Below are 22,882 nucleotides of genomic sequence, written 5' to 3'. Positions count from 1 at the left end.
GTAACTAATTTGCGTATTCAGAAATGAATTTAATACGCATCAATCTCATATCTTCTTCGGCAATGTCTTCATCTTCAAATTCATCTAAGGCCTCATCTATATCGTCTGATTCAGCGTTGAGGAAATAGTCCATTATATCCTCTTGTCTGTCCTCATCTAATATATGTTCCAGATAGTAGTCGATGTTTAATTTGGTGCCTGCAAAACAGATAATTTCCATCTCATCAATCAACTCATTGAGAGACCAGCTTTGACCTTCGGCTACCTCCTCTAAATCAATCTTACGATCAATCTGTTGGATGATATAAATCTTATTTTTTGATTTTGAGCCTGCGGTTTTAATGACAACAACATCTTCAATACCTATGTCATTCTCTTCCACATATTGCTTAATGAGCTCAAGGAAACTCTCGCCAAACTTCTGCACCTTACCCATGCCTATACCATTGACATTGGCCAATGCTTCGGCCGTTGTCGGATAGGTAGTAGCCATTTCTTGCAAAGAAGGGTCCTGAACAATCACGTAGGGAGGTAAATCTCTATCTCTTGCTATTCTCTTTCTTTCAGTCTTCAATAATTCGAAGAGCACTTTATCGTAGGCATTCCCAACATGAATAGGTGAAGAACCTTGAGATTCGTTGTTTTCATCTTCCTTCTTATCGACATCACTGAAGTCAAGGTCTTTTATAATATTAACACTGAAAGGATTTTTGATAAACTCTTCTCCCCTTTTTGTGAGTTTCAATACGCCAATATTCTCAATGTCTTTTTGAAGAAATTCATTCAATAAGGTCTGTCGGACTAGCGATTTCCAATAGTGCTCGTCTTGATCTTTACCTGCTCCATAAACATCCAATTGATCGTGACCATAACTCTTCACATATTGATTTTGAGAGCCTCTGATAACACTGACCAAATGAGTAGTTCCGAACCTTTGTCCTGTTTGTTTTACAGTTTTGATAACCGTGACTATTTCGTCCTTTCCATCAAAGCTTTCCCTTTCGTAGCGACAGTTATCACATAAACCTGATGCTCTGCAGGCGGTATCGTCATATTCTTCCCCAAAGTAATGCAGGAGTTGCTTTCTTCGGCAAACAGCAGATTCTGAATAAGACGACATCTCATCGAGAAGGACTTTGGCATTTTCTCTTTCCGTAACTGGCTTATCCTTGTTGAATTTCTCAAGCTTCAGAATGTCTTCATACTTGTAGAACATAATGCATTGTCCTTCCAATCCATCACGTCCCGCTCTACCGGTTTCTTGATAATAGCCCTCTAGCGACTTCGGCACATCATAGTGAATTACAAATCGCACATCTGGCTTATCTATCCCCATACCGAAGGCAATCGTGGCTACAATAACATCAACCTCCTCATTGAGGAAGTCATCTTGATTCTTCATTCTAACTGAAGGCTCAAAACCTGCGTGGTAAGGAGCTGCCTTAATACCGTTGACTTGTAGGAAGCCCGCTATCTCTTCTACTTTTTTTCTACTTAAGCAGTATATGATTCCTGACTTTCCGCTATTCTCACGAATGAATTTTACAAGTTGCTTTTTAACATTCTTCTTTGGCCTAACCTCGTAATAAAGGTTTTCTCGGTTAAAGGATGATTTGAAAAGATCGGCATCTTCCATATTCAAGTTACGCTGAATATCGAGTTGTACCTTTGGTGTAGCCGTAGCGGTCAAAGCGATGATTGGTATATCGCCTATTTGAGCAATGATGGATTTAATTCTCCTGTACTCTGGCCTAAAGTCATGACCCCACTCAGAAATACAGTGGGCCTCATCGATGGCCACAAAAGAAATATTGGCCTGCTTCAAGAATTCCACATTCTCTTCTTTGGTCAAAGATTCCGGTGCCACATAAAGGAGCTTCACTTCTCCTTCGAGAGTTGCTTTCTTTATTCTGTTTATCTCTGACTTCGAAAGGGTGGAATTTAAAAATCTCGCATTTATACCAAATGCATTAAGTTGATCTACTTGATTTTTCATCAGGGCGATCAGTGGTGAAATAACGATAGCTGTACCTTCTTGAATAATGGCAGGCATCTGATAGCACATAGACTTTCCAGCCCCTGTCGGCATAATGACAAAGGTATTTTTACGCTCTAGTATGTTCTGGATGATTTTTTCTTGGTTTCCTCTGAACTTGTCGTAACCGAAGACTTTCTTGAGAGTTCCTCGGATTTCTTCTACACTTATCATATTAATCTTGCCAACCTAAAAAGGGATCAAGTCCAATGCTTATCTTTGCTCGGACTTTTAAAAAAGTGACTGAATTGAAGTTACAGAAAAATATTCAAACAATAGCCAAAGATACGCTTCTCAAGGAGGCTGAGGCCATTCAGAACATTGTTAAGTTCATTGATGATGATTTCGAGCGAACTGTACTCGAAATTCTGCAAATGAAAGGTCGTTTGGTTGTAACAGGCATAGGTAAGAGTGCCATTATTGCCAACAAAATTGTGGCGACATTAAACTCTACAGGTACTCCATCGATATTCATGCATGCCGCAGACGCTATTCACGGTGATTTGGGCATGATTCAACCAGATGACATTGTTCTTTGTATCTCCAAAAGCGGAAATACAGAAGAAATCAAATTATTGATCCCGCTCTTGAAGCAAACTGGCGCTAAGACAATTGGGCTTGTAAGTAACGAAGACTGCTTTGTCGCGAAGCATGTGGATCATGTTTTAAAAGCTATTGTCAGTGAAGAGGCTGACCCCAACAACTTAGCTCCAACCACTAGTACCACGGTTCACATGGCCATGGGAGATGCCTTAGCGGTAAGCTTACTCCAAGCGAGAGGATTTACCGCTCAGGACTTTGCCAAGTTCCACCCTGGAGGAGCATTAGGCAAGCGCCTTTACTTAAAGGTGGATGATATCTACCCAAAAAACGAGCTCCCCATCGTCAATCAGGATGACCTGGTAAAAGACAGTATTTTGACCATTTCAAAGAAACGTCTTGGCGCTGCAGCCGTTGTTAATGAGAAAGATGAACTGGTTGGTATATTTACCGATGGTGATTTAAGACGCATGCTGGAAAAACATGACAACTTTTCGGCTTTGCGAATTGATCAGGTGATGACAAAAAATCCGAAGACCATTGAAAAAGGAGAATATGCGATTAGGGCTTTAAATGAAATGCGCGAGCATGACATCAACCAATTAATCATTATCGAAAACAAGAAAGTGGTGGGCTTCCTGCACATCAGTGACTTAATCAACGAAGGAATTATTTAGCATGGCAAATAACTATGTAGTCATCATGGCCGGAGGTATCGGCAGTAGGTTTTGGCCTTATAGCCGGGCTGAAAAACCCAAGCAATTTCTGGATGTTTTAGGTACTGGCAGGTCTTTGATTCAAATGACCTATGATCGCTTTTTAAGCATAGCTTCAAGCGATAAAATCTACGTAGTAACCAATTCGCGTTACAAAGATTTGGTAAAAGAACAGTTGCCTGATCTAAGTGAAGATCAGATTTTACTTGAACCTATCGGCAGAAATACATCAGCAGCAGTAGCCTACCCAGCTTTTAAAATCAAGCAGCGAGACCCAGAGGGTGTCATGATTGTTGCACCTTCTGATCACGTAGTCTTCAAAGAGAAAGTCTTTCAGGAAAATATAAAAACAGCCGTTAAGTCAGCCAAAGGATCTGAAAAACTGATCACATTGGGTATTGTTCCTTCAAGACCCGAGACTGGTTATGGTTATATTCAGTATCACTCAAGCCCACTAAAAAAAGTCAAGAAGGTAAAAACCTTCACCGAAAAGCCAGAATTGGAACTAGCAAAAAAGTTTGTCGATAGCGGTGACTTTGTCTGGAATGCAGGCATTTTCATATGGTCAATAGATACGATTACCAAAGCCTTCCATGACTACTTAAAAGACATGGCAGTTATTTTTGAGGAAGGAGCGGATAAGTATTACACTGACGAAGAACAATCCTTCATTGATGAGGCTTATGCGCAATGCAAAAGCGTTTCGATTGACTATGGCATTATGGAGAAAGCCTCCGATGTATATATGGTCAAAGGCAAATTTGACTGGTCGGATTTAGGGAGCTGGGACTCCCTCCATGAGATCAAGGAAAAGGACACCAACAACAATGTAGTTGATGGTAATGCTCTCTTATACGATGCCAAGAATTGCTATGTCAAAGGACCTGAAGACACGCTGATCGTAGCGCAAGACCTAGATGGTTACTTAATCACTAAATCGGATAATGTAATCCTGATCTGCAAAAAAGACGCTGAGAAGAAATTCCGCGAATTTCTGAATGATGCCAAGGGCAAGGGAGAACAGTTTACTTAGAACGTTGCCTAATCACCTCGTATGTTATAATACCTGTCGCCACTGAAACATTCAGTGATTCAATTTTACCCGTGATAGGCAGTTTTGCATGACCATCACATAACTTCAGATATTCTGGAGAGATACCGTCTTCTTCCGAACCCATAAGGATGACCACAGGAACTGAAAAGTCCTTTTCATAGATGGTCTCATTTGCCTTTTCCGAACAAGCAATTACTTGAATACCATTTTCTTGAAGGTCCTTGATTGTCAATTTTAAATTCTCCGCTCGACATACAGGCATATGATTCAATGCTCCTGCTGAGGTCTTCATCGCATCAGATCCTATTTGAGCCGTACCTCGGCTTGGAACAATCAATCCATGAACACCTGCGCACTCTGCCGTCCGGGCTATTGCACCAAAGTTCCTCACGTCAGTTACCCGATCAAGCATTATGAAAAATGGGGGTTCTCCCTTGCTATATGCTTCAGAAATTAAATTATCTAACGATGCGAAAGATACGGCCGACAAGTAGGCGATAGCACCTTGGTGATTTTTCCTGGTGATTCGATTGAGCTTTTCGATAGGCACCCGCTGTACAGGAATAGACAAATCTCTGCATAATTTGAGAAGTTCTGAAGACAACTCGTTCCTCACATCCTTCTGGACAAACAGTTTGTCTAATTCCTTACCTGATTCTATGGCTTCGATAATAGCACGGGTGCCATATATAAAGTCTGAAGATGAGTTTGATTGCATTTATTCAATTATTCTACCGGACCTCCATTGTGTGACAGCACGCATCCAGTTCTCTCGGTATCGGTTTGCCCGGATCAATTTGTACTTGCTGATGCCATCCTCAACCACAATATCGAAAATGTATTTCAACCTACCTCCTGTACTCGAAGGATAGGTCCACATCTCTGTACTTTCGTTCCTAAAGACTTGCGAAGGATTTCCAAAGACTTGATAGATCATCCCTCTATCCGTTTTCCAACCCGCTTGATTCTCCGAGAACAATCGTGCGGACTTCCTTACTCGCCTATAATAATACTTGATGAAATCTTTACCTATCTGCTCATTGGAAGATATTGTATTGCTCACAAACCCTTCAAACGCCTCACGGCTATCTTCTGCAGCTTGCATGCCTTTGAACTCATCATTTGTGCTAACATAAATCAATGGATCAATCATATCTCTATAGTCATCGAAATAGGGATGTACTTCATCAGTCACAATGATGCCTAATTCTTTCTCCGGATTACTAGATGATCTAATCGCATGAAAGCCATTGTTGTAGAATCGAAACTCCTCTCCATTAGTAACACCATAAACTGTGTCAAGTGGAATATTTGAGGCAACCTGCATCTCAGAATCATCAAATGGTGGCATGGCAACATGCTTATTGCTGTTTACACCATTGATCTCAAAACTGTCTGACCCGTCAAAAACGTTCACAATTCTAATTGGAAAGTTCTTATTAATGTATTTATCAAAATAAGGAAGTTCTTTGCCCGCTTGAAAGATTAGATGAGGAGATGGAGTCCATTCCTTTATTTTCAAGGGAATGTCTAAGCTGAAGTGCTTGTCGCGAACAGAATTGTAAAAGTCAATGACGATAAGGTTATCATTTGGCTCTTTATCAATTTCAAAACTATACACGTATTGCCTAAAAGCTACATCTATGACATTAGTCGTATCTAGAACAACAGAAGAATTAATTGTTTTCTCATCAATGTAGCTAGCCCTTATATCGTACGAGATCCGATAGTCCGAAATTTTGACATTGCCGCTGTTCAAAATGAACCTGAGATAAACCTTTACTTGATCATCATTAGATGCGACCCTATGTTGCACCAGAAATTCATGTTCTTGATTATAGAGATAACTAATATCGGCAGAACTCATTCTGTTTTGCGCAACTAACCCCATAGTCAGGGTTAAAAGAAAACATATTAAGCTGAGACGTTTCATAATTTACTATGATCTAAAGGTAGATAGAATTTGATTGGAGCAGAACAAATTTAGTTGAATTCATCGATTCTGAGGCAAATAGCTTATTTTTGGCCAAAATTTAAGGATGGCTACCTATACAACTGAAATCGCTTCTGACAGTATCCCCTCGGATAATCCAATTCATCAACGTCTGTTGAAAGCATATTATTTAGCCAAACCCTATATAAAGGGGGATTTGCTAGAGCTTGGTTGCGGTGAGGGAAGAGGAGTAGACCTTTTAGCGCCATTGTCTGATAGCTATGTAGCTCTCGATAAAATTCAAGAAGTCATTGATGCGTTGAAAAGCAAGCACCCTGAACTTGACTTCAGACAAGCTGTCTTCCCTCCATTCAAAGACATTGCGGATAACAGTTTTGATACTATTGTGAGTTTTCAAGTCATAGAGCATGTAAAAGCAGATGGTGATTTTCTTGCCGAAATCTTTCGTGTCCTGAAACCTGGTGGCAAAGCCATACTGACCACTCCAAATATTAAGAAAACGCTTAGCAGAAACCCATGGCATGTAAGGGAGTACACCGCAGCCGAACTCACTGAGCTAGCCAGCAAGTATTTCGATACCGTGGAGATGAAAGGTGTAGGAGGTAATGACAAGGTGATGGCCTATTATGAGGAGAATAAACGATCTGTTCAACGAATCACTAGATTTGATATCTTCAACCTTCAATACAGGTTACCCGCTCCAATTCTCAGAATTCCTTATGACATTTTGAACAGGATGAATAGGAATAAGTTGAACACGGCCAATACCGGCTTGGTATCTGAAATCAGCCATGAGGACTATCTTCTTATGGACAATGGAGATGAGGCCCTCGATCTTTTCTTGATTCTGAGCAAGTAGAAACAAGAACTCTCCAAATTTTCCTCTACTGATTGGTAAAGTACGCTTCTACTCTGCTACGACAGGCAGGTAAGGTGCCGATTCCCAATGGCATGTACATTCCATTGCCTAACTGATTCAGTTATGATAATTAAGAACTTATAATAATTTTTTATATCATTATTTTTATTTAATAATTATAATAATGATATTCAATAATCATTATTAACCATAATTATGAATAAAGTAATCAAATACCTAGCTATTTCTACACTAGTAATCACTCTTGGTTTAATATTCTCTCACCGAACTAGAGCTGAACAGAGCGAGTGGCGATATACTTCTATAGGCTACATAGACTTTAAAAGAGAAGGCTTTAACTTCTGTTGGTACTTTGTAACTGAATGTTCTAATCAAGAGGGCGACTCTTGTACCCTGCCCGGATCAAAATCAAGAGGTCTACCTTGGTGCATTTTTCCAAAATTGTAACCGTAACTAAACCACCTTCAACATGAACAAGACACATCTATTTTTTATATGCATATTCATCATTGGACTAAGTGTAACTTCTGGGCGAAATGTCAATCTACAGGCAAAAGAAGCGGGTTGGAAATATGCGAAACATGTCTACATAGGTTGGGAACTGGGCAAAGATGATATGATTAGGGTCTACTGGTATGAGGAATGTACCATATATGCAGGAAATCAATGTGCACAATCCGGTGGTAAATTCAGGACACTGATGGCGATTTTTCCAATACCTAAAATTGGTTTGCCCAACTTACCTCCTATTCATAAAACTTGAAGTGATAAAGGTTTAAATGATAGTACATATTTATAGGTGTTAAACCCATATCAAAATCATCCCACCAATGTATAGAAAGCAGAACAAGGCAATATGGGTCATTTGGATTACGGCATTTATCATGACTTCTGGATGTTCAGAGAGTCGAAATGAGGTAAAAAATAAAAATGACAACAAGTTGACGAAGCGGTTAGTGATAACCGACACGCTGAATATACAGTTACCTGATACTATAACTCATCTTAATAATGAGTCTCGACCTTTTTTCTCATCAGACGAAAAGAGTTTTTCTTATCTAACAGAGTCGTTCAGCGATGTCATGTCACTTAATAGATACTCGTTCGAAAAAAATGATTGGACTGTAACACGTCTTCATATTCAAGGACCAAATCAGGTCTATAGTCTAGGTGCTTTCTCAGGCGAACATGATGACGGTTCCTTTTACTATCTCCCAACAATTGCACCTCACATACTCAAAGTCAGTAGTAAAGGAAATGTTTTGGAGAATTATGAATATTCACCAAATAGAGACTTAGCATATAACTCACAGGTTAAATCACCCAACATTTATGATGATGGAGAGTCTATTTATTTCGACTTGGGGGAATATCGAGATTTAAAAAACACATCCACTTTTGAAGAAGCTTATTTGATTGGTGCCTATAACTACAAGACCAATGAACTCAAGAAATTAATTCATTATCCAGATGAATTCAGAAATAAAAAGTGGTCTACCAATGATGTGGGACGCAACTCTGTGATTCTTAAAAATAGAATCTACATGAGCTTTTCAAAGTCTAAGAAAATCTATGTTTACGACCTAGCAGGAGAGTTTATCAAAGAATCTGAAGCAGGTATTGATGCAATAGATGAGTCTCAAGGTCTTGAATCAAACGATCCATTTCAAAATGCCTTAGCACAGATTAATAATGGATATTATCATACTCTGATTTATGATAAGTGGCAAAAACTATTTTATAGGCTGGCAATACATTTCGATATAGAAAATAAAATATCCGACCCACAAGACCTCGGTAGAGCATTTCAGAAAAGAACTTTGACCATTTTGACATTCGATGAAAATCTCAATATTGTGTCAAAAGACTCGTTTCTCACTGCTAAGAGCTTTATATCAGAAGAGTTCTACCTGATGCTAGAAGATGGACTATACCTAAACCTTAATACTCCTAGCCAACCTGAGAATGAATATTCATTCATCAAGCTCACCTTAATAGACCAATAGTGATGATGCCCTCGATCTTTTCTTGATTCTGGAAAAATAAAAGGCCCACTCACTGAGCAGGCCTTGATAATCTTTCACTTATACTTTCTAGAAGTCACTTCTATCCATCCCCAATCTTACGTTTTGAGCATTAAGCATCTGACGAACAGTATCCGCCTCAGCAGTTTTACCATTTCCTGTCAATAATGCTTCTATAAACCTCAAGCCTCTAGATTTTATGGAGAACTCTCTATTATACCTACTCTTGTTTTGTAAATAAGTCACTTCAGAATCAAACTGGTTTGCGATCTCCATCGCCATATTGGTAGCTCTTTCTGTTTCACCAATATCAAAATAGCCCTGAATAAACCCGATAGAAGAAATATCATACGGCACCGCTTCAACTGGCATTTTCTCCATACCAAAGTCAAGCATTTCTTTCGCTCTTACAGTATCTCCCTCTGTGGTAAAAGCATCTGCCAAACTGGTGATCATAGACCTATGGTTTTGAACAAAGCCTCTATAATCTTCATTCAGGTTTGCTTTTGGATTGTCTAGGCCTCTGAATTGCATCTTGCTTTTGATGTTATCATACATCACTTCAGTGTTCACAAGATCACGCACGTCATTAGGCTTTCTAACTGGTAATAACCTATAGGCCATTCCCTCTTGAACCAAATACGGGTTTACATTGAAGTTTATCGAGTTAACTGAGGTATAATTGAAGTAGATTGGCCTTTCCCAATTGTTGTTAGCAATAAGGTCAAGCATCATCATTTGGCCCTTATCTAGAAATCTACTGGAAAGGTTCCCATTCTGGTCACGATTAAACTGGAAGAACATAGATGGCGTCACATATTTTTTCAAATTGTTCGGCACCAAATCCCCATTAAGTACTGCTGTCGTATCAACGTTTAAGTTGAGTCCAACTCCTGTAGGTACTGACATCAAGCGATTACCTGACTGGAAAGTGACCTTAAAACGATCCACATCTCTCCTTACCACATCAATATAGTCTTCAAGGTCAATTACACGTCCCTTGAAATCGCCATTCTCATCGATATATAGCACGTCATTAGTGCCGTCTCGATAATTGTCTTTTGTCAATGAATATGGGAATGCTTCAGAGTCATTCATCTTTGTAGCAGTCTGATCAACATACCAAGACGTTTGATAGTAACTCAGCACCACTACCCTAACGTCAGTTCTAAAACCTTCTACCTCTTGTAGATACCAGAGTGGGAAAGTGTCATTATCTCCTCCGGTAAATAGGATTGCATTCGGAGCACAAGAGGCCAAAAAGTTTCGGGCAGAATCAACTGATAAGTACCTTCCCGATCTATCATGATCATCCCAGTTTTCAGCTGCCATTATGATTGGCGCCAATAGACCCACTGCGATTGCCCCTATCACCATTGATTTCTTTCCTCTAGCGGCAAAGGCATTACCAATCGCCAGAACAGAGAATCCTATCCAGAAGGCAAAAACGTAATAGGACCCCACATATATATAGTCTCTCTCTCGTGGTTCTACTGGTGGCGAATTCAGGTAAACTACTAGTGCCAGTCCTGTCAAAATGAAGAGCATTAGTGTAGCAGAAAAACGCTTTGGATCTTTGTTAAACTGAAAGAAGAAACCAATCAAGCCCAGAAGTAAAGGGATCATGAAGTATTGATTTCGTCCCTTGTTATTTCGAATGGTTTGTGGAACATCCTCATCACTAGCAAATGGGCCCAGCCAGTCTGCATCTTGAATATCACTCTCTCGACCAGAGAAATTAAACATGAAATACCTTAGGTACATATGACCAATCTGGTGGGTAAACATGAAGTATAGATTATCACCAAAACTCGGCTTCTCACCTGGTCTTAGCCCTGTCTTGGCCATATAGGTTTCAGGGTGACCTGGATTAGCACTCCACATCCTTGGCAGGAAGGTCGTATACTCTGGGTCATACTCAACCTCTGTTTTATAGTCGGCAATTTTGTAACTATCCTCCGCCTTGTAATAGATAGGTGCACCTTGGCTCGCACTAATCTGAGGCGCATTATAATACTGCCCATTTAACAATGGCCTACTTCCATACTGCTCCCTTTTTAGGTAGGAAACAAAGGTCATAACATCTTCAGGGTTATTCTGATCAATTGGTGGATCAGCTCTTGATCTAATTAGAATTACCGCATAGCAGGTATAGCCTATCAAGATGAAAGCGACAGAAAGAATTAGTGTATTTAGATTTACCCAGTCTCTTTTTACGGTATAGCGCAATCCGAAAATTATAGCTGCTATAACCGCCAGTGTTAAAAACAGAGCGCCTGAACCAAATGGTAAGCCTAGAGTATTAACAAAAGTAATTTCGAATTTACCTGCCAAAGTTGGCAATCCAGGAATAATAATACTGTTGACTAAAACGATCAGGCCTAAACTTCCAAGGATGGCAAGCAGACCTCCAACCCAAGTCGGATTCTCATATTTTTTGAAGTAATAGATTAAACCTAGTGCTGGTAAGGTGACAAGTCCCAACAAGTGGATACCTGTTGAAAGCCCTAACATATAGGCTATAAATAACAACCAGCGATTGGCTTTGCTTTCGTCTTGAACCAGTTCCCACTTCAGAATAGCCCAGAAGACAACAGCAGTAAAGAAAGATGAAAGTGCATAAACTTCGCCCTCTACAGCAGAGAACCAGAAAGAATCACTGAAAGTAAAAGCCAATGCACCTACTGCCCCAGCTCCTGCCAGAAGCAACTTCTGATAGTCAGTCTCCTCTCCCATTTTCGCATCAATCAACTTTCTACCCAACATCACGATTGACCAATACAAGAAAAGTATGGTAAATGCCGATGCCACAGCACTAGACATATTGATCCAATAGGCCACATCAGTAACGTCTCCAAAGGATAGGAATGAGAACAAACGACCGATCAGCATAAAGAGTGGCGCTCCAGGAGGGTGAGATACCTCAAGCTTATAAGCAATGGCAATGAACTCCCCGCTATCCCAAAAACTGGCAGTTTCCTCAATAGTCAGTATATAGGTGACCAAAGAAACGAGAAAAACTCCCCAGCCGGTAAGATTATTGATCTTCTTAAAATCTGTCATTTATTCCACGTTTGAGGCGTGAAAATAGTAAAAATATGGCTTGCTAGGCGTTAATTTTTATTAATCGAAGGCTCATTTGTTAGTCCGTAATGTTGATGTTGAACCACAGCCAGAATAAAAATAGGGGTATGTAAGTGGTAACCACGATGGCATTGGCTACTGACTTCTTCTTACGCGCTGCAAAATCAACCCCATAGGTCAGCACCACCCAGTAGGCAATTTCGAAAACATTCAAGGCCTGATTCGCATAGATGTACTTCTTTGGCACCTCTTGATAGTCAAAGAAGTTCATGTAAGAAAGTGGATAAAACGCCTGATATTCGAAGTAATTAGGATCAGTACTCACGAACATAAACCAAAAGATTTTCAGTATTGTGGGCACGAAAAAAACGACTTCCGCTATCATGGCAATCTGCCAGCACTTGGTATAAGTGACCTTATAACCCCACATAAAACAACCCGTCCAAAGAATGAAGCCCACTACCGTAAACTTAATTGCGTAAACGATCGGTACTGCCAAGAACTTTAAGCCTGCAAATATTTGGAATAGTAGTGCTTCTGGGCCCTCCAAGAATTTGAATGCCGCTATTTCAGCCACAATAAAAGTCTGCTGTACATAGAGCAAAAGCAATGCAATTAGGCAGACCACCACAAAAAAGAACTTCTTGTTAAAGCTCACCCAATCCCTTGCACGCAATTCTAAGGGGCTAAATTCTCTCGGCATTAAAAACTATTTTGGATAAAAGTACGATTATAGGACGAGGCCCGTAATAAAAATGTGTCAACGCATAGCAAATGACATGAAGGACTCTAATTTTGCATGAACTTTATAAAACTAAGTGAAGCGATCTATTTTATACATATTAATACTGTTTAGCTTCTGTACTCAGCATGCTCTGGCACAAAGTGCAAGTAATCGTAGTGAGTACCTATTACTCAACATGCCTCTGCAAATTGAAATCACAGATGCGGTAGATAATATGTACAACTTCAACTTCCACAAAGCTGAGGTAGACTTCAATTGGTTAAAGTATAGATACCCTGAACATCCGCTGCCCTATTTCCTCTATGGCATTAGTACCTGGTGGCAAATGCTACCCAACCTTGAGGCAGAGACGCCACTGGGAGATGAGTTTCTGGCCTATATGGATTCGGCCATTGTTAAGGCCAAAGTACTGTTGGAGCAGGATGAAAACAATGTGGAAGCTGCATTTTTCTTAGCTGGTTCGTATGGTTTCAAAGGTCGGTACCATTCCGAAAAAAAGAACTGGGGACGAGCTGCCAGTGCAGGCAAATGGGCTTTGCGGTATTTGGAAAAGACCAAGGGTAATGAAGGTTTCAGTCCAGAAATACTATTCGGGGACGCGCTCTTCAATTATTACTCGATATGGATTCGAGAAAACTATCCAATGCTCAAACCCATCTTGATGTTCTTTCCTAAAGGCGAAAAACAATTGGGTATAGAACAAATGGAGCAAGTCTCAAAAAACGCCTTCTATACACGAATTGAAGCCATCTACTTTTTGATGAGGATCAAAGCTTTTGAAGAACAAAAGACATATGATGCCCTTAGGCTCGGAGAACAGATCTATCGGAAGTATCCAAACAACGCCTACTTTCATCGCTTCTATGCTCAAATGCTATATACCACGGGTCAGTATCAGAAAGCTGAAACTGAGTCCCTAGATATATTAAAGCGGATTGAGGCAGGCCAGCAAGGCTATGAGGCAGTAAGTGGTCGCTATGCTAGTTTCTATTTAGGCCATATCAATAAGAAGCGCAATGACCATAAAGTCGCACAGGAGTACTTTAACCAAGTAGTTGATTTTTCAGTGAGTTCTTCATCTGAAGATTCAGGCTACCACCTCAATGCACAACTTTACCTTGCCCAGTACGACAATCAGAGCGCTAATTATGAAAGTGCCTTGGACAGGATATCTATCATCCGTGATAACACTAGAAGAAGAGAAGATATTAATAAAAAAGCGCGAGCGCTGAGAAAGGAAATCAAGAGAAAAATCTAATACCTCTTTTGATTATTTTTAACTAGTTGTAAAATTTTCTTCGAAAATATTACCTTTGAACAGAATTATATTTTGTATCTGATATATTATGAACCTCAATCTAAAATTAGATAAAATCGACCGTAAGATTTTGGACATCCTCCAAGCTAACGCCAAAATCACTAATGCTCAATTATCAAAAGAGATCGGTCTATCTCCAGCACCCACCTTGGAACGTGTTAAAAAGCTAGAAAACTCTGGAATCATTAAGAGTTATCACGCCAAGCTTGACACAGACAAAATCGGTATGGGTGTAAGCACTTTTGTGTATGCTACTTTGAAAGGTCACAATAAGCAAAACATCGAAATCTTTATTGACGCTATCAATGGCATCGAAGAAGTTATCGAATGTCATCACGTGACAGGATCAGGCGATTTTGTACTTAAAGTAATTGCCCAAGACATCTCTTCTTACCAGAAGCTCATGTTGGAAAAAGTGAGTGACATTGCCGTTGTTGACAACTTACAATCGATGGTAATTCTGTCTACTTTTAAAGACAGCAAGGTAATGCCGATACCAGAATAGTGTAATGCACCAAGAAAGAAAACGCATTCTAGAGCACTCTCAAATCCTTCAGATAATCAAAAGGATGGCCTATGAGATTTATGAACAAAATCATAAGACTCAAGAGTTGTTTTTCGCTGGCATAGATACCAATGGTGTCAAAATTTCAGAATTGCTTAAGGCCGAAATTGAAAAAATTTCAGATATTCGCGTCCATCTCATCCGAGTGGATATTGATAAATCCGCAACGAGCCAACCTCAAGTAAGTTTTTCTACTCAACCTGAAGCGTCAGATTTCACACTGATTGTGATCGATGATGTCTTGAACTCGGGAAGTACCATGATTTATGCATTGGACCCTTTCCTGAAGATGAGCGTATCCAAAATTCAAACCGCAGTCTTGGTTAACAGAAGTCATAAAAGATTTCCGATTGCCGTGGATTATAAAGGTTTTGAATTAGGAACCACTATTCAAGAACACATTGATGTACAATTGGATGATGAATATTCGGCCTTTTTGTACTAATTTTTAAGAACAACTTTAAACTAAAGAATTATGGAAACCATTAAAGAATTTTGGGATGACAACATCGACAATGTGATTGACACTGGTGTTGAGGTAATAATTGCCATTCTGATTCTCATTGTTGGGCTTTGGATCATCAAGCGAATCGTTAATAAGCTTGGCAAAGTCCTTACAAAAAATGGCGTTGATGAAACATTGATGCCGACATTAAAAGGATTTACTAAAGGCATGTTAACCATCATGCTTTTGATCTTTGTCGTTGGAAGGCTTGGTGCCGACACCAGTGCCTTTGTAGCAGTTCTGGGAGCATTAGGTTTAGCTGTAGGCTTTGCACTGCAGGGCAGCTTAGCGAATTTCGCTGGCGGTATTCTTATCCTAGTGTTGAAGCCATTTAAGAATGGCGATGTGATTAATGTAAATGGAGAGACGGGATCCGTTCAAGCCATTTCTATTGTAACCACAACCTTAAAGACTCCTGATAACCGAGTAATCTACATGGCCAATGGAGCAGTGGCAGGTGCTACGATCACTAATATCACTCAAGAGCCTACCAGAAGATGGGACTTTGTATGTGGTATTGGCTACGATGATGACTTCGACAAAGCCAAAGAGATTATCCAAGGACTTATTGCTGCGGATAGTAGGTTCCATAAAGACCCTGCTCCATTTGTAAGAGTAGGAAACCTTGGAGATAGTAGTGTTGACATTACCATTAGAGCATGGGTTGATACTTCTGAATACTGGAATGTTCACTTCGATATGATTGAAAATATCAAAAAGGAAATGGACAAAGCAGGAATTTCAATTCCTTATCCACAGAGAGACATTCACGTCTACAACGAAAAATAGGATTCATTTCAACCGAAATACTGGAAGGGGTAAATGTGTATATTTACCCCTTCAATTTTTATAGGCATGTCAATTCACAAGTCTGAAATAAAGAAAGTAACTACCCACCAGCTGCAGGCCATGAAAGATAGAGGTGAAAAAATCTCTATGCTTACGGCCTACGACTTCTCCATGGCCCAATTGATTGATGGAGCAGGTGTAGACATCATATTAGTGGGAGACTCTGCTTCCAATGTAATGGCGGGTCACGAGACCACATTGCCCATTACGCTCGATCAAATGATCTATCATGCAAGTTCTGTCATTCGAGCCGTCAACAGAGCATTCGTAGTAGTTGATATTCCATTTGGTTCTTATCAGGGCAACTCTTCTGAAGCCTTACGTTCTGCCATCAGAATTATGAAGGAATCAGGTGCTCATTCTGTCAAGATGGAGGGTGGTGCCGAAATCAAAGAATCTGTTACTAGAGTGCTCAGCGCTGGCGTTCCAGTGATGGGACACTTAGGCTTGACACCACAGTCAATTTATAAATTTGGCACTTACGCTGTGCGCGCGAAAGAGTCTGAAGAAGCTGAAAAGCTCATTGAAGATGCCAAGCTTTTAGAAGAATGTGGCTGCTATGCCATTGTTCTGGAAAAAATCCCAGCTGACCTAGCTAAAAGGGTTTCAGAAGAAATTAACATTCCTACCATAGGCATAGGTGCTGGACCACATACTGATGGACAAGTTTTGGTAATGCATGACATGCTAGGAATTACAAAAGAATTTAAGCCTAGGTTTCTGAGACAATATGCCGATGTTGGCAGCATCATCACTGAAGCTGTCGGTAACTACATCAAAGACGTGAAGTCAAAAGACTTCCCTAACGATTCGGAAAGCTATTAGCTTTAACACTAATTCCTTGGAAACCCTTTGCACTAAAAACTTGAAGTTTGAAACTTCTTGACCCTTGGAATTTGTTACCTTGCACAGCCTTAAAAAAGAACAACATTTTTAATTCATCAGAGAATGAGTGAACAAAAAATAACCATAAACAACGGAGTACTTAACGTACCAAATAATCCTACTGTCCCTTTCATAGAAGGTGACGGAATCGGTGTCGATATCTGGCCTGCTGCTCAGCATGTTTTTGACAACGCTGTATCCAAAGCTTACGGATCAGATAGAACAATCGAATGGAAAGAAGTTTTAGCAGGCGAAAAAGCCTTCAATGCTACTGGTGAGTGGATGCCAACTGCCACATTAGATGCCTTTAGAGAATATCTAGTGGGTATCAAAGGCCCATTAACAACTCCTGTTGGTGGTGGAATCAGATCTCTGAATGTAGCATTACGTCAGGAATTAGATCTCTATGCATGTGTTAGACCTGTAAGGTGGTTCGAAGGAACTCCTTCTCCAGTAAAACAACCTGGTCTTTGCGATATGGTGATCTTCCGTGAAAATACAGAAGACATTTATGCTGGAATTGAATTTGAGCAAGGCACCGAAGATTGTGACAAGTTTGGGAAGCTATTGGAAGAGAACTTCCCTGATAGATACAAAAAAGTAAGGTTCCCAGGTAGTGCGGGTTATGGCATCAAACCAGTTTCGGAAGAAGGAACACATCGCTTGGTGAAAAGCGCGATTGACTACGCTTTCGCACAAAAAAGAGATTCAGTTACCCTTGTTCACAAAGGTAATATCATGAAGTTCACCGAAGGTGCTTTCAAAGCATGGGGTTATGAACTTTCTAAGAATGCCTATGGTGCAACAGATTACGAAGGTGGCCCTTGGCAAATCATTGAAAAGGACGGTCACAAAGTAATTATCAAAGATGTGATTGCAGATGCTTTCTTGCAGCAAATCTTATTGCGACCTGCCGAGTATTCTGTCATCGCTACATTGAACTTGAATGGCGATTACGTTTCAGACGCATTGGCTGCCATTGTTGGTGGTATTGGTATTGCACCAGGAGCTAACATCAATTACTTAACGGGTAATGCCATCTTTGAAGCTACTCATGGTACAGCACCTAAGTACGCGGGACAAGACAAGGTGAATCCAGGTTCGGTGATCCTTTCAGGCGCTATGATGTTAGAGTATATGGGATGGCAAGAAGCTGCAGACCTGATTTACTCAGGACTGGAAGCAGCCATTGCGTCCAAACGAGTTACCTACGACTTTGAAAGACTAATGGAAGGGGCAACACTCCTTAAGTGTTCCGAGTTCGGAGAAGAAATTGTGAAAAACATGTAAACAAAAAGCCCCTCTTGGGGCTTTTTTATTTTTACAGGTTAAACATTTATGAGCAGGCGGTATCTACCCTTCTTTCCTTTGAAGCTAGCAGCCTTTCCGGGTGAGCAGCTCAATCTGCACGTATTTGAACCAAGGTATAAGCAGCTCATCAATGAGTGTATTGCAGAAGGCAAAACCTTCGGTATACCCGTTTTTGGTGAAAACATGCGAGAGTATGGCTCAGAAATGGAACTCGTAAAAGTGGTAAAGCACTACCCAGATGGAGAGATGGATATCATCACCAGATGCCTGAGTGCTTTTAAAATTTTCACCTTTGACGAAAAGGCTCCAGGTAAACTCTATTCTGCAGGAGAGATTCAAACTATCGAAAACATCCACGATGCTACCGAAGTACAGTGGCATCAGCTCAAGCACTTAGGTAAAGAACTGGTATCGGTGCTTAAAATGGATGAATCCCTTGATGTCGATCTCTTGACAAATTCATTTGAATTGGCTCATAAATTAGGTTTATCTTTAGAACAGGAATACGACATGCTGCAAATGCCGAGTGAGTCTCAAAGGCAAACCTATATGATCAACCATCTGGAAAGAGCCCTACCGCTCATTCGAGAAATGGAAAACGCCAAAGACCGCATAAAAATGAATGGGCATTTTCAGCACCACGATCCGCTGAATTTTTAAGAATGATCGAAACCAATTTATCCGAGTTCGGTACTCTATTGATATTTATCCTGGGAGCACTCGCTTTTGCAGTGGTTGGTTTGACTGCTTCCAAGCTCTTGCGTCCAAGCAGGCCAAATTTCGAAAAGCTCACTACTTACGAGTCGGGGGAAGATACGGTCGGCACAGCATGGGGTCAATTCAATGTTAAGTTCTACATCGTAGCACTCATCTTTCTATTGTTCGAAGTAGAAATCATCTATCTCTTCCCATGGGCAGTGATTTTTGGTGATAAAGAATTAATTGAGGGCACTAACTGGAGCTGGGCTTGGTTTGCCATTACAGAAATGTTCATCTTCATCGCAGTATTGGCCTTAGGACTGGCCTACGCCTGGAGAAAAGGATATTTAAACTGGGTCAAGCCGCAACCGGTAGGCTCGGCATATAAATCAAAAATACCTGAAAGCGCATACGACAAGTATAAAGGATAGTGGGATTACTCGATCAAAAATTAGGACAAGGTGGTATCATCATCACCAAATTTGAAGACCTGATCAATTGGGCTAGGCTATCATCTATGTGGCCAATGGCATTCGGCACAGCTTGCTGCGCCATTGAATTTATGAGTACCCAAGGAACTCCCTACGATTTAGACAGGCTCGGAATTGTACCAAGAGCAAGCCCGAGGCAATCGGATGTTATGATCGTAGCCGGTACTGTTACTTTTAAAATGGCAGACCGGGTAAGAAGACTTTATGAGCAAATGGCCGAGCCACGTTATGTAATTTCCATGGGCTCTTGCTCCAACTGTGGTGGCCCTTATTGGGAGCACGGCTATCATGTGGTTAAAGGTGTGGATAGAATCATACCTGTGGATGTGTATGTGCCTGGTTGCCCTCCAAGACCTGAAGCTTTGATTGGTGGATTGCTAAAGCTGCAAGAAAAGATCAAAGGAGAAAGTATTGTGGCCCCGAAAGCTATTGAAAACTTATTGGCCAAAGAAGCATGACTTTTGAAGAGATCATATCGAAACTGAAAGTCGAATTTGGCGAAGAAATCATATTGTCAACCGATGAAAACGCGAGTCCAAGTTGTATTGAGCTACATGCCGATCACTTGGTCGAAACCATGCAATACCTTCATCAAACAGAAGGTCTGTATTTCGATGCGCTTTCCTGTATTACTGGTCTTGACAATGGCCCTGAGACTGACACGATGGAGGTGATTTACAATTTATACTCCATTCCATGCGACCATCATCTGATGGTGAAAGTCACGCTCTCAAGAAAAGAACCTCTAATAGATTCACTCAATTCTATCTGGAAAACAGCTGACTGGCAAGAGCGCGAAGTGTTTGACCTTTTTGGTATTCAATTCAATAATCATCCAGATTTGAGAAGAATTCTTCTGCCAGCTGATTGGGAGGGCTTTCCCTTAAGAAAGGACTACGAACATCAAACCTATTACAGAGGAGTTAAAGTAGCAGAGTAGTGGCCAACGAAGTTCAGTACATATTTGATAATCAGAATCTGCAAAAGTCAGAGCCTCAAAAATTCAAGCCCGAAGACTTGAAGAGTGAGGAAATGATCGTCAACATTGGTCCTCAACACCCTTCGACTCATGGTGTACTGAGACTTGAAGTCATCACCTCAGGAGAAGAGATTGTAGATGTTGTTCCACACTTAGGTTATCTACATCGTTGCTTCGAAAAACATGCCGAAAGTCTTCCTTACAATCAGACCCTGCCCTTTGTAGATCGAATGGACTATTTGGCTGCAATGAATTCTGAACATGCCTTTGTCATGGGCGTAGAACGAATGCTGGGCATTGAAGGCTCCATTGACAAGCGAGTGGAATATATAAGGGTGCTTGTTGCTGAATTGAATCGACTGGCCTCTCATTTCATAGCACTGGGCACTTATGCTATGGACATTGGTGCAATTACACCCTTCCCCTGGATGCTGCGCGACAGAGAACACATTCTCCGATTGTTAGAATGGGCATCAGGGGCAAGAATGCTCTATAACTACATTTGGGTGGGTGGCTTGTTCTATGACTTGCCTGTAGGTTTTGAAGAACGATGCCTGGAGTTTTGCCAATATATCAAGCCCAAACTCAAAGAGTTTGATGAAGTAGTATTACAAAATAAAATCTTTGTCGATCGAACGGCCAACGTTGGTGTGCTCCCACTTGATTTAGCGATCAACTACGGGATCACAGGACCAATGCTCAGGGGGTCAGGACTGAAGTTTGACCTGAGAAAAGTCGATGCGTATTCTGCCTATCCTGAAATAGATTTTGATGTTCCCATTGGTAAAGGCGAGATGGGCAGTCTTGGCGATTGTTGGGACCGTACCTCGGTCAGGATGTTAGAATGCTATGAGTCGGTAAGAATTATAGAACAATGCCTTACTCAACTTACGGGCGATCATAAGAGAACGCGAGACTTCGACCCAAGAGCCACAGTACCAAAAAAGATTCGTCCCAAGGCACAGGACTTTTACATTCGAGCAGAAAACCCCAAAGGAGAAACAGGATTCTTCTTTAAAGCAGATGGAAGATCCGACATCCCTTTCCGCTGTAAAGCAAGAGGCGCAAGCTTTGTTAATCTTTCCATACTCGGAGAACTATCTAAAGGCGGCCTTATTGCCGATATGGTAGCTATACTGGGCTCTATTGATATTGTACTTGGGGAAGTGGATCGCTAGAGCAACTCCTGCAAATTCGTCTCTCTAACAAAAGCACGTTTGCCTTTCCACATGATCTCGTACCAGATATCGGTTTTGTCTAAAATTTCCACCTTATGCCCCTGACCAACTACTTCGATCAGCTCGGCTGCTGCAGATGGGCCAGACATAACATAAGAGTTACTAGAAGTTACGATTCCTTTTTGCGGTTGATCACTGAAGTTGACAAAGAAGACAGCAAGGGCTAATACGAGCACAAAACCAACCGCCAAACCTGGCGACTTTTCATTATGCTTTTTGATTTTTCTAAAGATCATAGACAAGATCAACAAACAAAGTGCTAGCAGTACTGCAATGATAATAAGCTTAAAATCCTGAATGGTTTTAACAAAACGTTGAAAGTCGTTAGAACCATAACCTTCTAAGCCATTGACCTGAGCCAAGTCACTCATTTTTTTCAAAACACCCTTGTCAGAAGTGACTCTATAGTAATCATGTAAGTAGACTAATGCGTTACTTAAGTTGCCCATGGCCTCTTGACTATAAGCCATCTTTAAAAGCATGGCTGGCGTAGCACGCTGAGTATCAGTATATATACTCTCATATATCTCTAGCGACTGGGTATACATTCTCTCTCTAAAGAGCGAATCCGCCTTAGATAATTCATTTGTAACATCTTGACTATAAGATACTTGAGAGAAAAAAATAACCCCCAGGATAAATAGTAGAATAAATTTAGAACCTCTCTTTTGCATTTTATATTGAACCTCTTACCTTTGCAGTCCGAATTAAGAAAAACGCTCTTAATTCACCAAATAAAACTTCATGATCTGGTAGCTCAGTTGGTAGAGCATCTCCCTTTTAAGGAGAGGGTCCTGGGTTCGAGCCCCAGCCAGATCACACTCTAAAAAGCCTCAGACATCTGAGGCTTTTTTTATGAGCCCACGAATATAGAAAGTTCAACTCCTTTCCCACTTACCTTTTACATCATTTAACAACTGCACCCACATTTAAGAGCCAAGGGGCCGCATCACATATATATGTGAAATACCACAGACTTCGTCTCAATTCGCAACACAGTCCATGCCCTA

At 40.7% G+C, this 22,882-nt stretch carries 22 protein-coding genes and 1 tRNA gene; 17 read left to right on the top strand and 6 right to left on the bottom strand.

From position 1 onward, the window contains the following. Nucleotides 1-4: 4 nt before the first annotated feature. A complete protein-coding gene (recQ, locus tag J4E76_RS11795; RefSeq protein WP_208504405.1) occupies nucleotides 5-2,209 on the bottom strand; it encodes a DNA helicase RecQ in 2,205 nt (734 codons plus the stop codon). 74 nt (nucleotides 2,210-2,283) lie between these two features. On the opposite strand from recQ, the gene J4E76_RS11790 reads away from it, so the two are divergent. Continuing rightward, nucleotides 2,284-3,252, top strand: coding sequence for an SIS domain-containing protein (locus tag J4E76_RS11790; RefSeq protein WP_208504403.1), 969 nt, complete (start codon nucleotides 2,284-2,286; stop codon nucleotides 3,250-3,252). A 1-nt stretch (nucleotide 3,253) separates the two neighbouring features. Continuing rightward, nucleotides 3,254-4,324 carry a mannose-1-phosphate guanylyltransferase gene (locus tag J4E76_RS11785; RefSeq protein ID WP_208504400.1) on the top strand — a complete coding sequence of 357 codons (1,071 nt, stop codon included), beginning with the start codon at nucleotides 3,254-3,256 and terminating at the stop codon, nucleotides 4,322-4,324. On the opposite strand, the gene rlmB is transcribed toward J4E76_RS11785, so the two are convergent. Next, a complete protein-coding gene (rlmB, locus tag J4E76_RS11780; RefSeq protein ID WP_208504398.1) occupies nucleotides 4,317-5,063 on the bottom strand; it encodes a 23S rRNA (guanosine(2251)-2'-O)-methyltransferase RlmB in 747 nt (248 codons plus the stop codon). The genes J4E76_RS11785 and rlmB overlap by 8 nt on opposite strands. Beyond that, complete coding sequence (locus J4E76_RS11775; RefSeq protein ID WP_208504396.1) at nucleotides 5,064-6,236, bottom strand: GWxTD domain-containing protein; 1,173 nt, start codon at nucleotides 6,234-6,236, stop codon at nucleotides 5,064-5,066. A gap of 148 nt (nucleotides 6,237-6,384) precedes the next feature. On the opposite strand from J4E76_RS11775, the gene J4E76_RS11770 reads away from it, so the two are divergent. The 3 genes from J4E76_RS11770 (at nucleotide 6,385) to J4E76_RS11760 (ending at nucleotide 9,185) form a co-directional block, all read left to right on the top strand. Continuing rightward, the gene (locus J4E76_RS11770) at nucleotides 6,385-7,158 is read left to right on the top strand and encodes a bifunctional 2-polyprenyl-6-hydroxyphenol methylase/3-demethylubiquinol 3-O-methyltransferase UbiG (RefSeq protein ID WP_208504394.1); all 774 of its coding nucleotides are present in this window, start codon (nucleotides 6,385-6,387) and stop codon (nucleotides 7,156-7,158) included. 490 nt (nucleotides 7,159-7,648) lie between these two features. Beyond that, nucleotides 7,649-7,942: a hypothetical protein gene (locus J4E76_RS11765; protein WP_208504393.1), complete on the top strand. Its 294-nt coding sequence runs from the start codon at nucleotides 7,649-7,651 to the stop codon at nucleotides 7,940-7,942. Nucleotides 7,943-8,009: 67 nt separating this feature from the next. Further along, nucleotides 8,010-9,185: a DUF4221 family protein gene (locus J4E76_RS11760; protein WP_208504391.1), complete on the top strand. Its 1,176-nt coding sequence runs from the start codon at nucleotides 8,010-8,012 to the stop codon at nucleotides 9,183-9,185. 87 nt (nucleotides 9,186-9,272) lie between these two features. Here J4E76_RS11760 and J4E76_RS11755 read toward each other — a convergent pair whose 3' ends face one another. Both J4E76_RS11755 and J4E76_RS11750 read right to left on the bottom strand, forming a co-directional pair. Next, nucleotides 9,273-12,266, bottom strand: coding sequence for a DUF2723 domain-containing protein (locus J4E76_RS11755; RefSeq protein WP_208504389.1), 2,994 nt, complete (start codon nucleotides 12,264-12,266; stop codon nucleotides 9,273-9,275). 79 nt (nucleotides 12,267-12,345) lie between these two features. After that, the gene (locus J4E76_RS11750; protein ID WP_208504387.1) at nucleotides 12,346-12,990 is read right to left on the bottom strand and encodes a hypothetical protein; all 645 of its coding nucleotides are present in this window, start codon (nucleotides 12,988-12,990) and stop codon (nucleotides 12,346-12,348) included. Nucleotides 12,991-13,105: 115 nt separating this feature from the next. Here J4E76_RS11750 and J4E76_RS11745 point away from each other — a divergent pair, with 115 nt between their 5' ends. The 11 genes from J4E76_RS11745 to J4E76_RS11695 all read left to right on the top strand — a co-directional run bounded on the left by J4E76_RS11745 (nucleotide 13,106) and on the right by J4E76_RS11695 (nucleotide 21,812). Then, nucleotides 13,106-14,290, top strand: coding sequence for a tol-pal system protein YbgF (locus tag J4E76_RS11745; RefSeq protein WP_208504386.1), 1,185 nt, complete (start codon nucleotides 13,106-13,108; stop codon nucleotides 14,288-14,290). Nucleotides 14,291-14,378: 88 nt separating this feature from the next. After that, nucleotides 14,379-14,855, top strand: a complete 477-nt coding sequence (locus J4E76_RS11740) for an Lrp/AsnC family transcriptional regulator (protein WP_208504384.1) — start codon at nucleotides 14,379-14,381, stop codon at nucleotides 14,853-14,855. A gap of 4 nt (nucleotides 14,856-14,859) precedes the next feature. Next, nucleotides 14,860-15,360 (top strand): phosphoribosyltransferase family protein, encoded by a 501-nt coding sequence (locus J4E76_RS11735; RefSeq protein WP_208504383.1) that lies wholly within the window; start codon nucleotides 14,860-14,862, stop codon nucleotides 15,358-15,360. A gap of 30 nt (nucleotides 15,361-15,390) precedes the next feature. Beyond that, nucleotides 15,391-16,209: a mechanosensitive ion channel family protein gene (locus tag J4E76_RS11730; RefSeq protein WP_208504381.1), complete on the top strand. Its 819-nt coding sequence runs from the start codon at nucleotides 15,391-15,393 to the stop codon at nucleotides 16,207-16,209. A 66-nt stretch (nucleotides 16,210-16,275) separates the two neighbouring features. Then, the gene (gene panB / locus J4E76_RS11725; protein WP_208504378.1) at nucleotides 16,276-17,094 is read left to right on the top strand and encodes a 3-methyl-2-oxobutanoate hydroxymethyltransferase; all 819 of its coding nucleotides are present in this window, start codon (nucleotides 16,276-16,278) and stop codon (nucleotides 17,092-17,094) included. A gap of 123 nt (nucleotides 17,095-17,217) precedes the next feature. Next, complete coding sequence (icd, locus tag J4E76_RS11720; protein WP_208504377.1) at nucleotides 17,218-18,444, top strand: NADP-dependent isocitrate dehydrogenase; 1,227 nt, start codon at nucleotides 17,218-17,220, stop codon at nucleotides 18,442-18,444. 48 nt (nucleotides 18,445-18,492) lie between these two features. Continuing rightward, nucleotides 18,493-19,125, top strand: a complete 633-nt coding sequence (locus J4E76_RS11715) for an LON peptidase substrate-binding domain-containing protein (protein ID WP_208504375.1) — start codon at nucleotides 18,493-18,495, stop codon at nucleotides 19,123-19,125. Between the two features lie 2 nt (nucleotides 19,126-19,127). Beyond that, nucleotides 19,128-19,595, top strand: a complete 468-nt coding sequence (locus J4E76_RS11710; protein WP_208504373.1) for an NADH-quinone oxidoreductase subunit A — start codon at nucleotides 19,128-19,130, stop codon at nucleotides 19,593-19,595. After that, complete coding sequence (gene nuoB / locus J4E76_RS11705; RefSeq protein ID WP_208504371.1) at nucleotides 19,595-20,113, top strand: NADH-quinone oxidoreductase subunit NuoB; 519 nt, start codon at nucleotides 19,595-19,597, stop codon at nucleotides 20,111-20,113. The genes J4E76_RS11710 and nuoB overlap by 1 nt, the downstream gene beginning before the upstream one ends. Further along, on the top strand, nucleotides 20,110-20,595 hold the full coding sequence (locus tag J4E76_RS11700; RefSeq protein WP_208504369.1) for an NADH-quinone oxidoreductase subunit C: 486 nt from the start codon (nucleotides 20,110-20,112) through the stop codon (nucleotides 20,593-20,595). Before nuoB ends, J4E76_RS11700 begins: the two co-directional genes overlap by 4 nt. A 20-nt stretch (nucleotides 20,596-20,615) precedes the next feature. Then, nucleotides 20,616-21,812: an NADH-quinone oxidoreductase subunit D gene (locus tag J4E76_RS11695; protein WP_370592803.1), complete on the top strand. Its 1,197-nt coding sequence runs from the start codon at nucleotides 20,616-20,618 to the stop codon at nucleotides 21,810-21,812. On the opposite strand, the gene J4E76_RS11690 is transcribed toward J4E76_RS11695, so the two are convergent. Further along, the gene (locus tag J4E76_RS11690) at nucleotides 21,809-22,546 is read right to left on the bottom strand and encodes an SH3 domain-containing protein (RefSeq protein WP_208504365.1); all 738 of its coding nucleotides are present in this window, start codon (nucleotides 22,544-22,546) and stop codon (nucleotides 21,809-21,811) included. The genes J4E76_RS11695 and J4E76_RS11690 overlap by 4 nt on opposite strands. 72 nt (nucleotides 22,547-22,618) lie before the next feature. Here J4E76_RS11690 and J4E76_RS11685 point away from each other — a divergent pair. Beyond that, nucleotides 22,619-22,691 (top strand) — tRNA-Lys (locus J4E76_RS11685). Nucleotides 22,692-22,882: the final 191 nt, after the last annotated feature.

The sequence above is a fragment of the Roseivirga sp. E12 genome, from assembly GCF_017592825.1.
In the GTDB taxonomy this organism is placed as follows: domain Bacteria; phylum Bacteroidota; class Bacteroidia; order Cytophagales; family Cyclobacteriaceae; genus Roseivirga.
The sequence above is the reverse complement of the archived record's forward strand: the minus strand, read 5'-3'. Positions and strand labels throughout refer to the sequence as shown.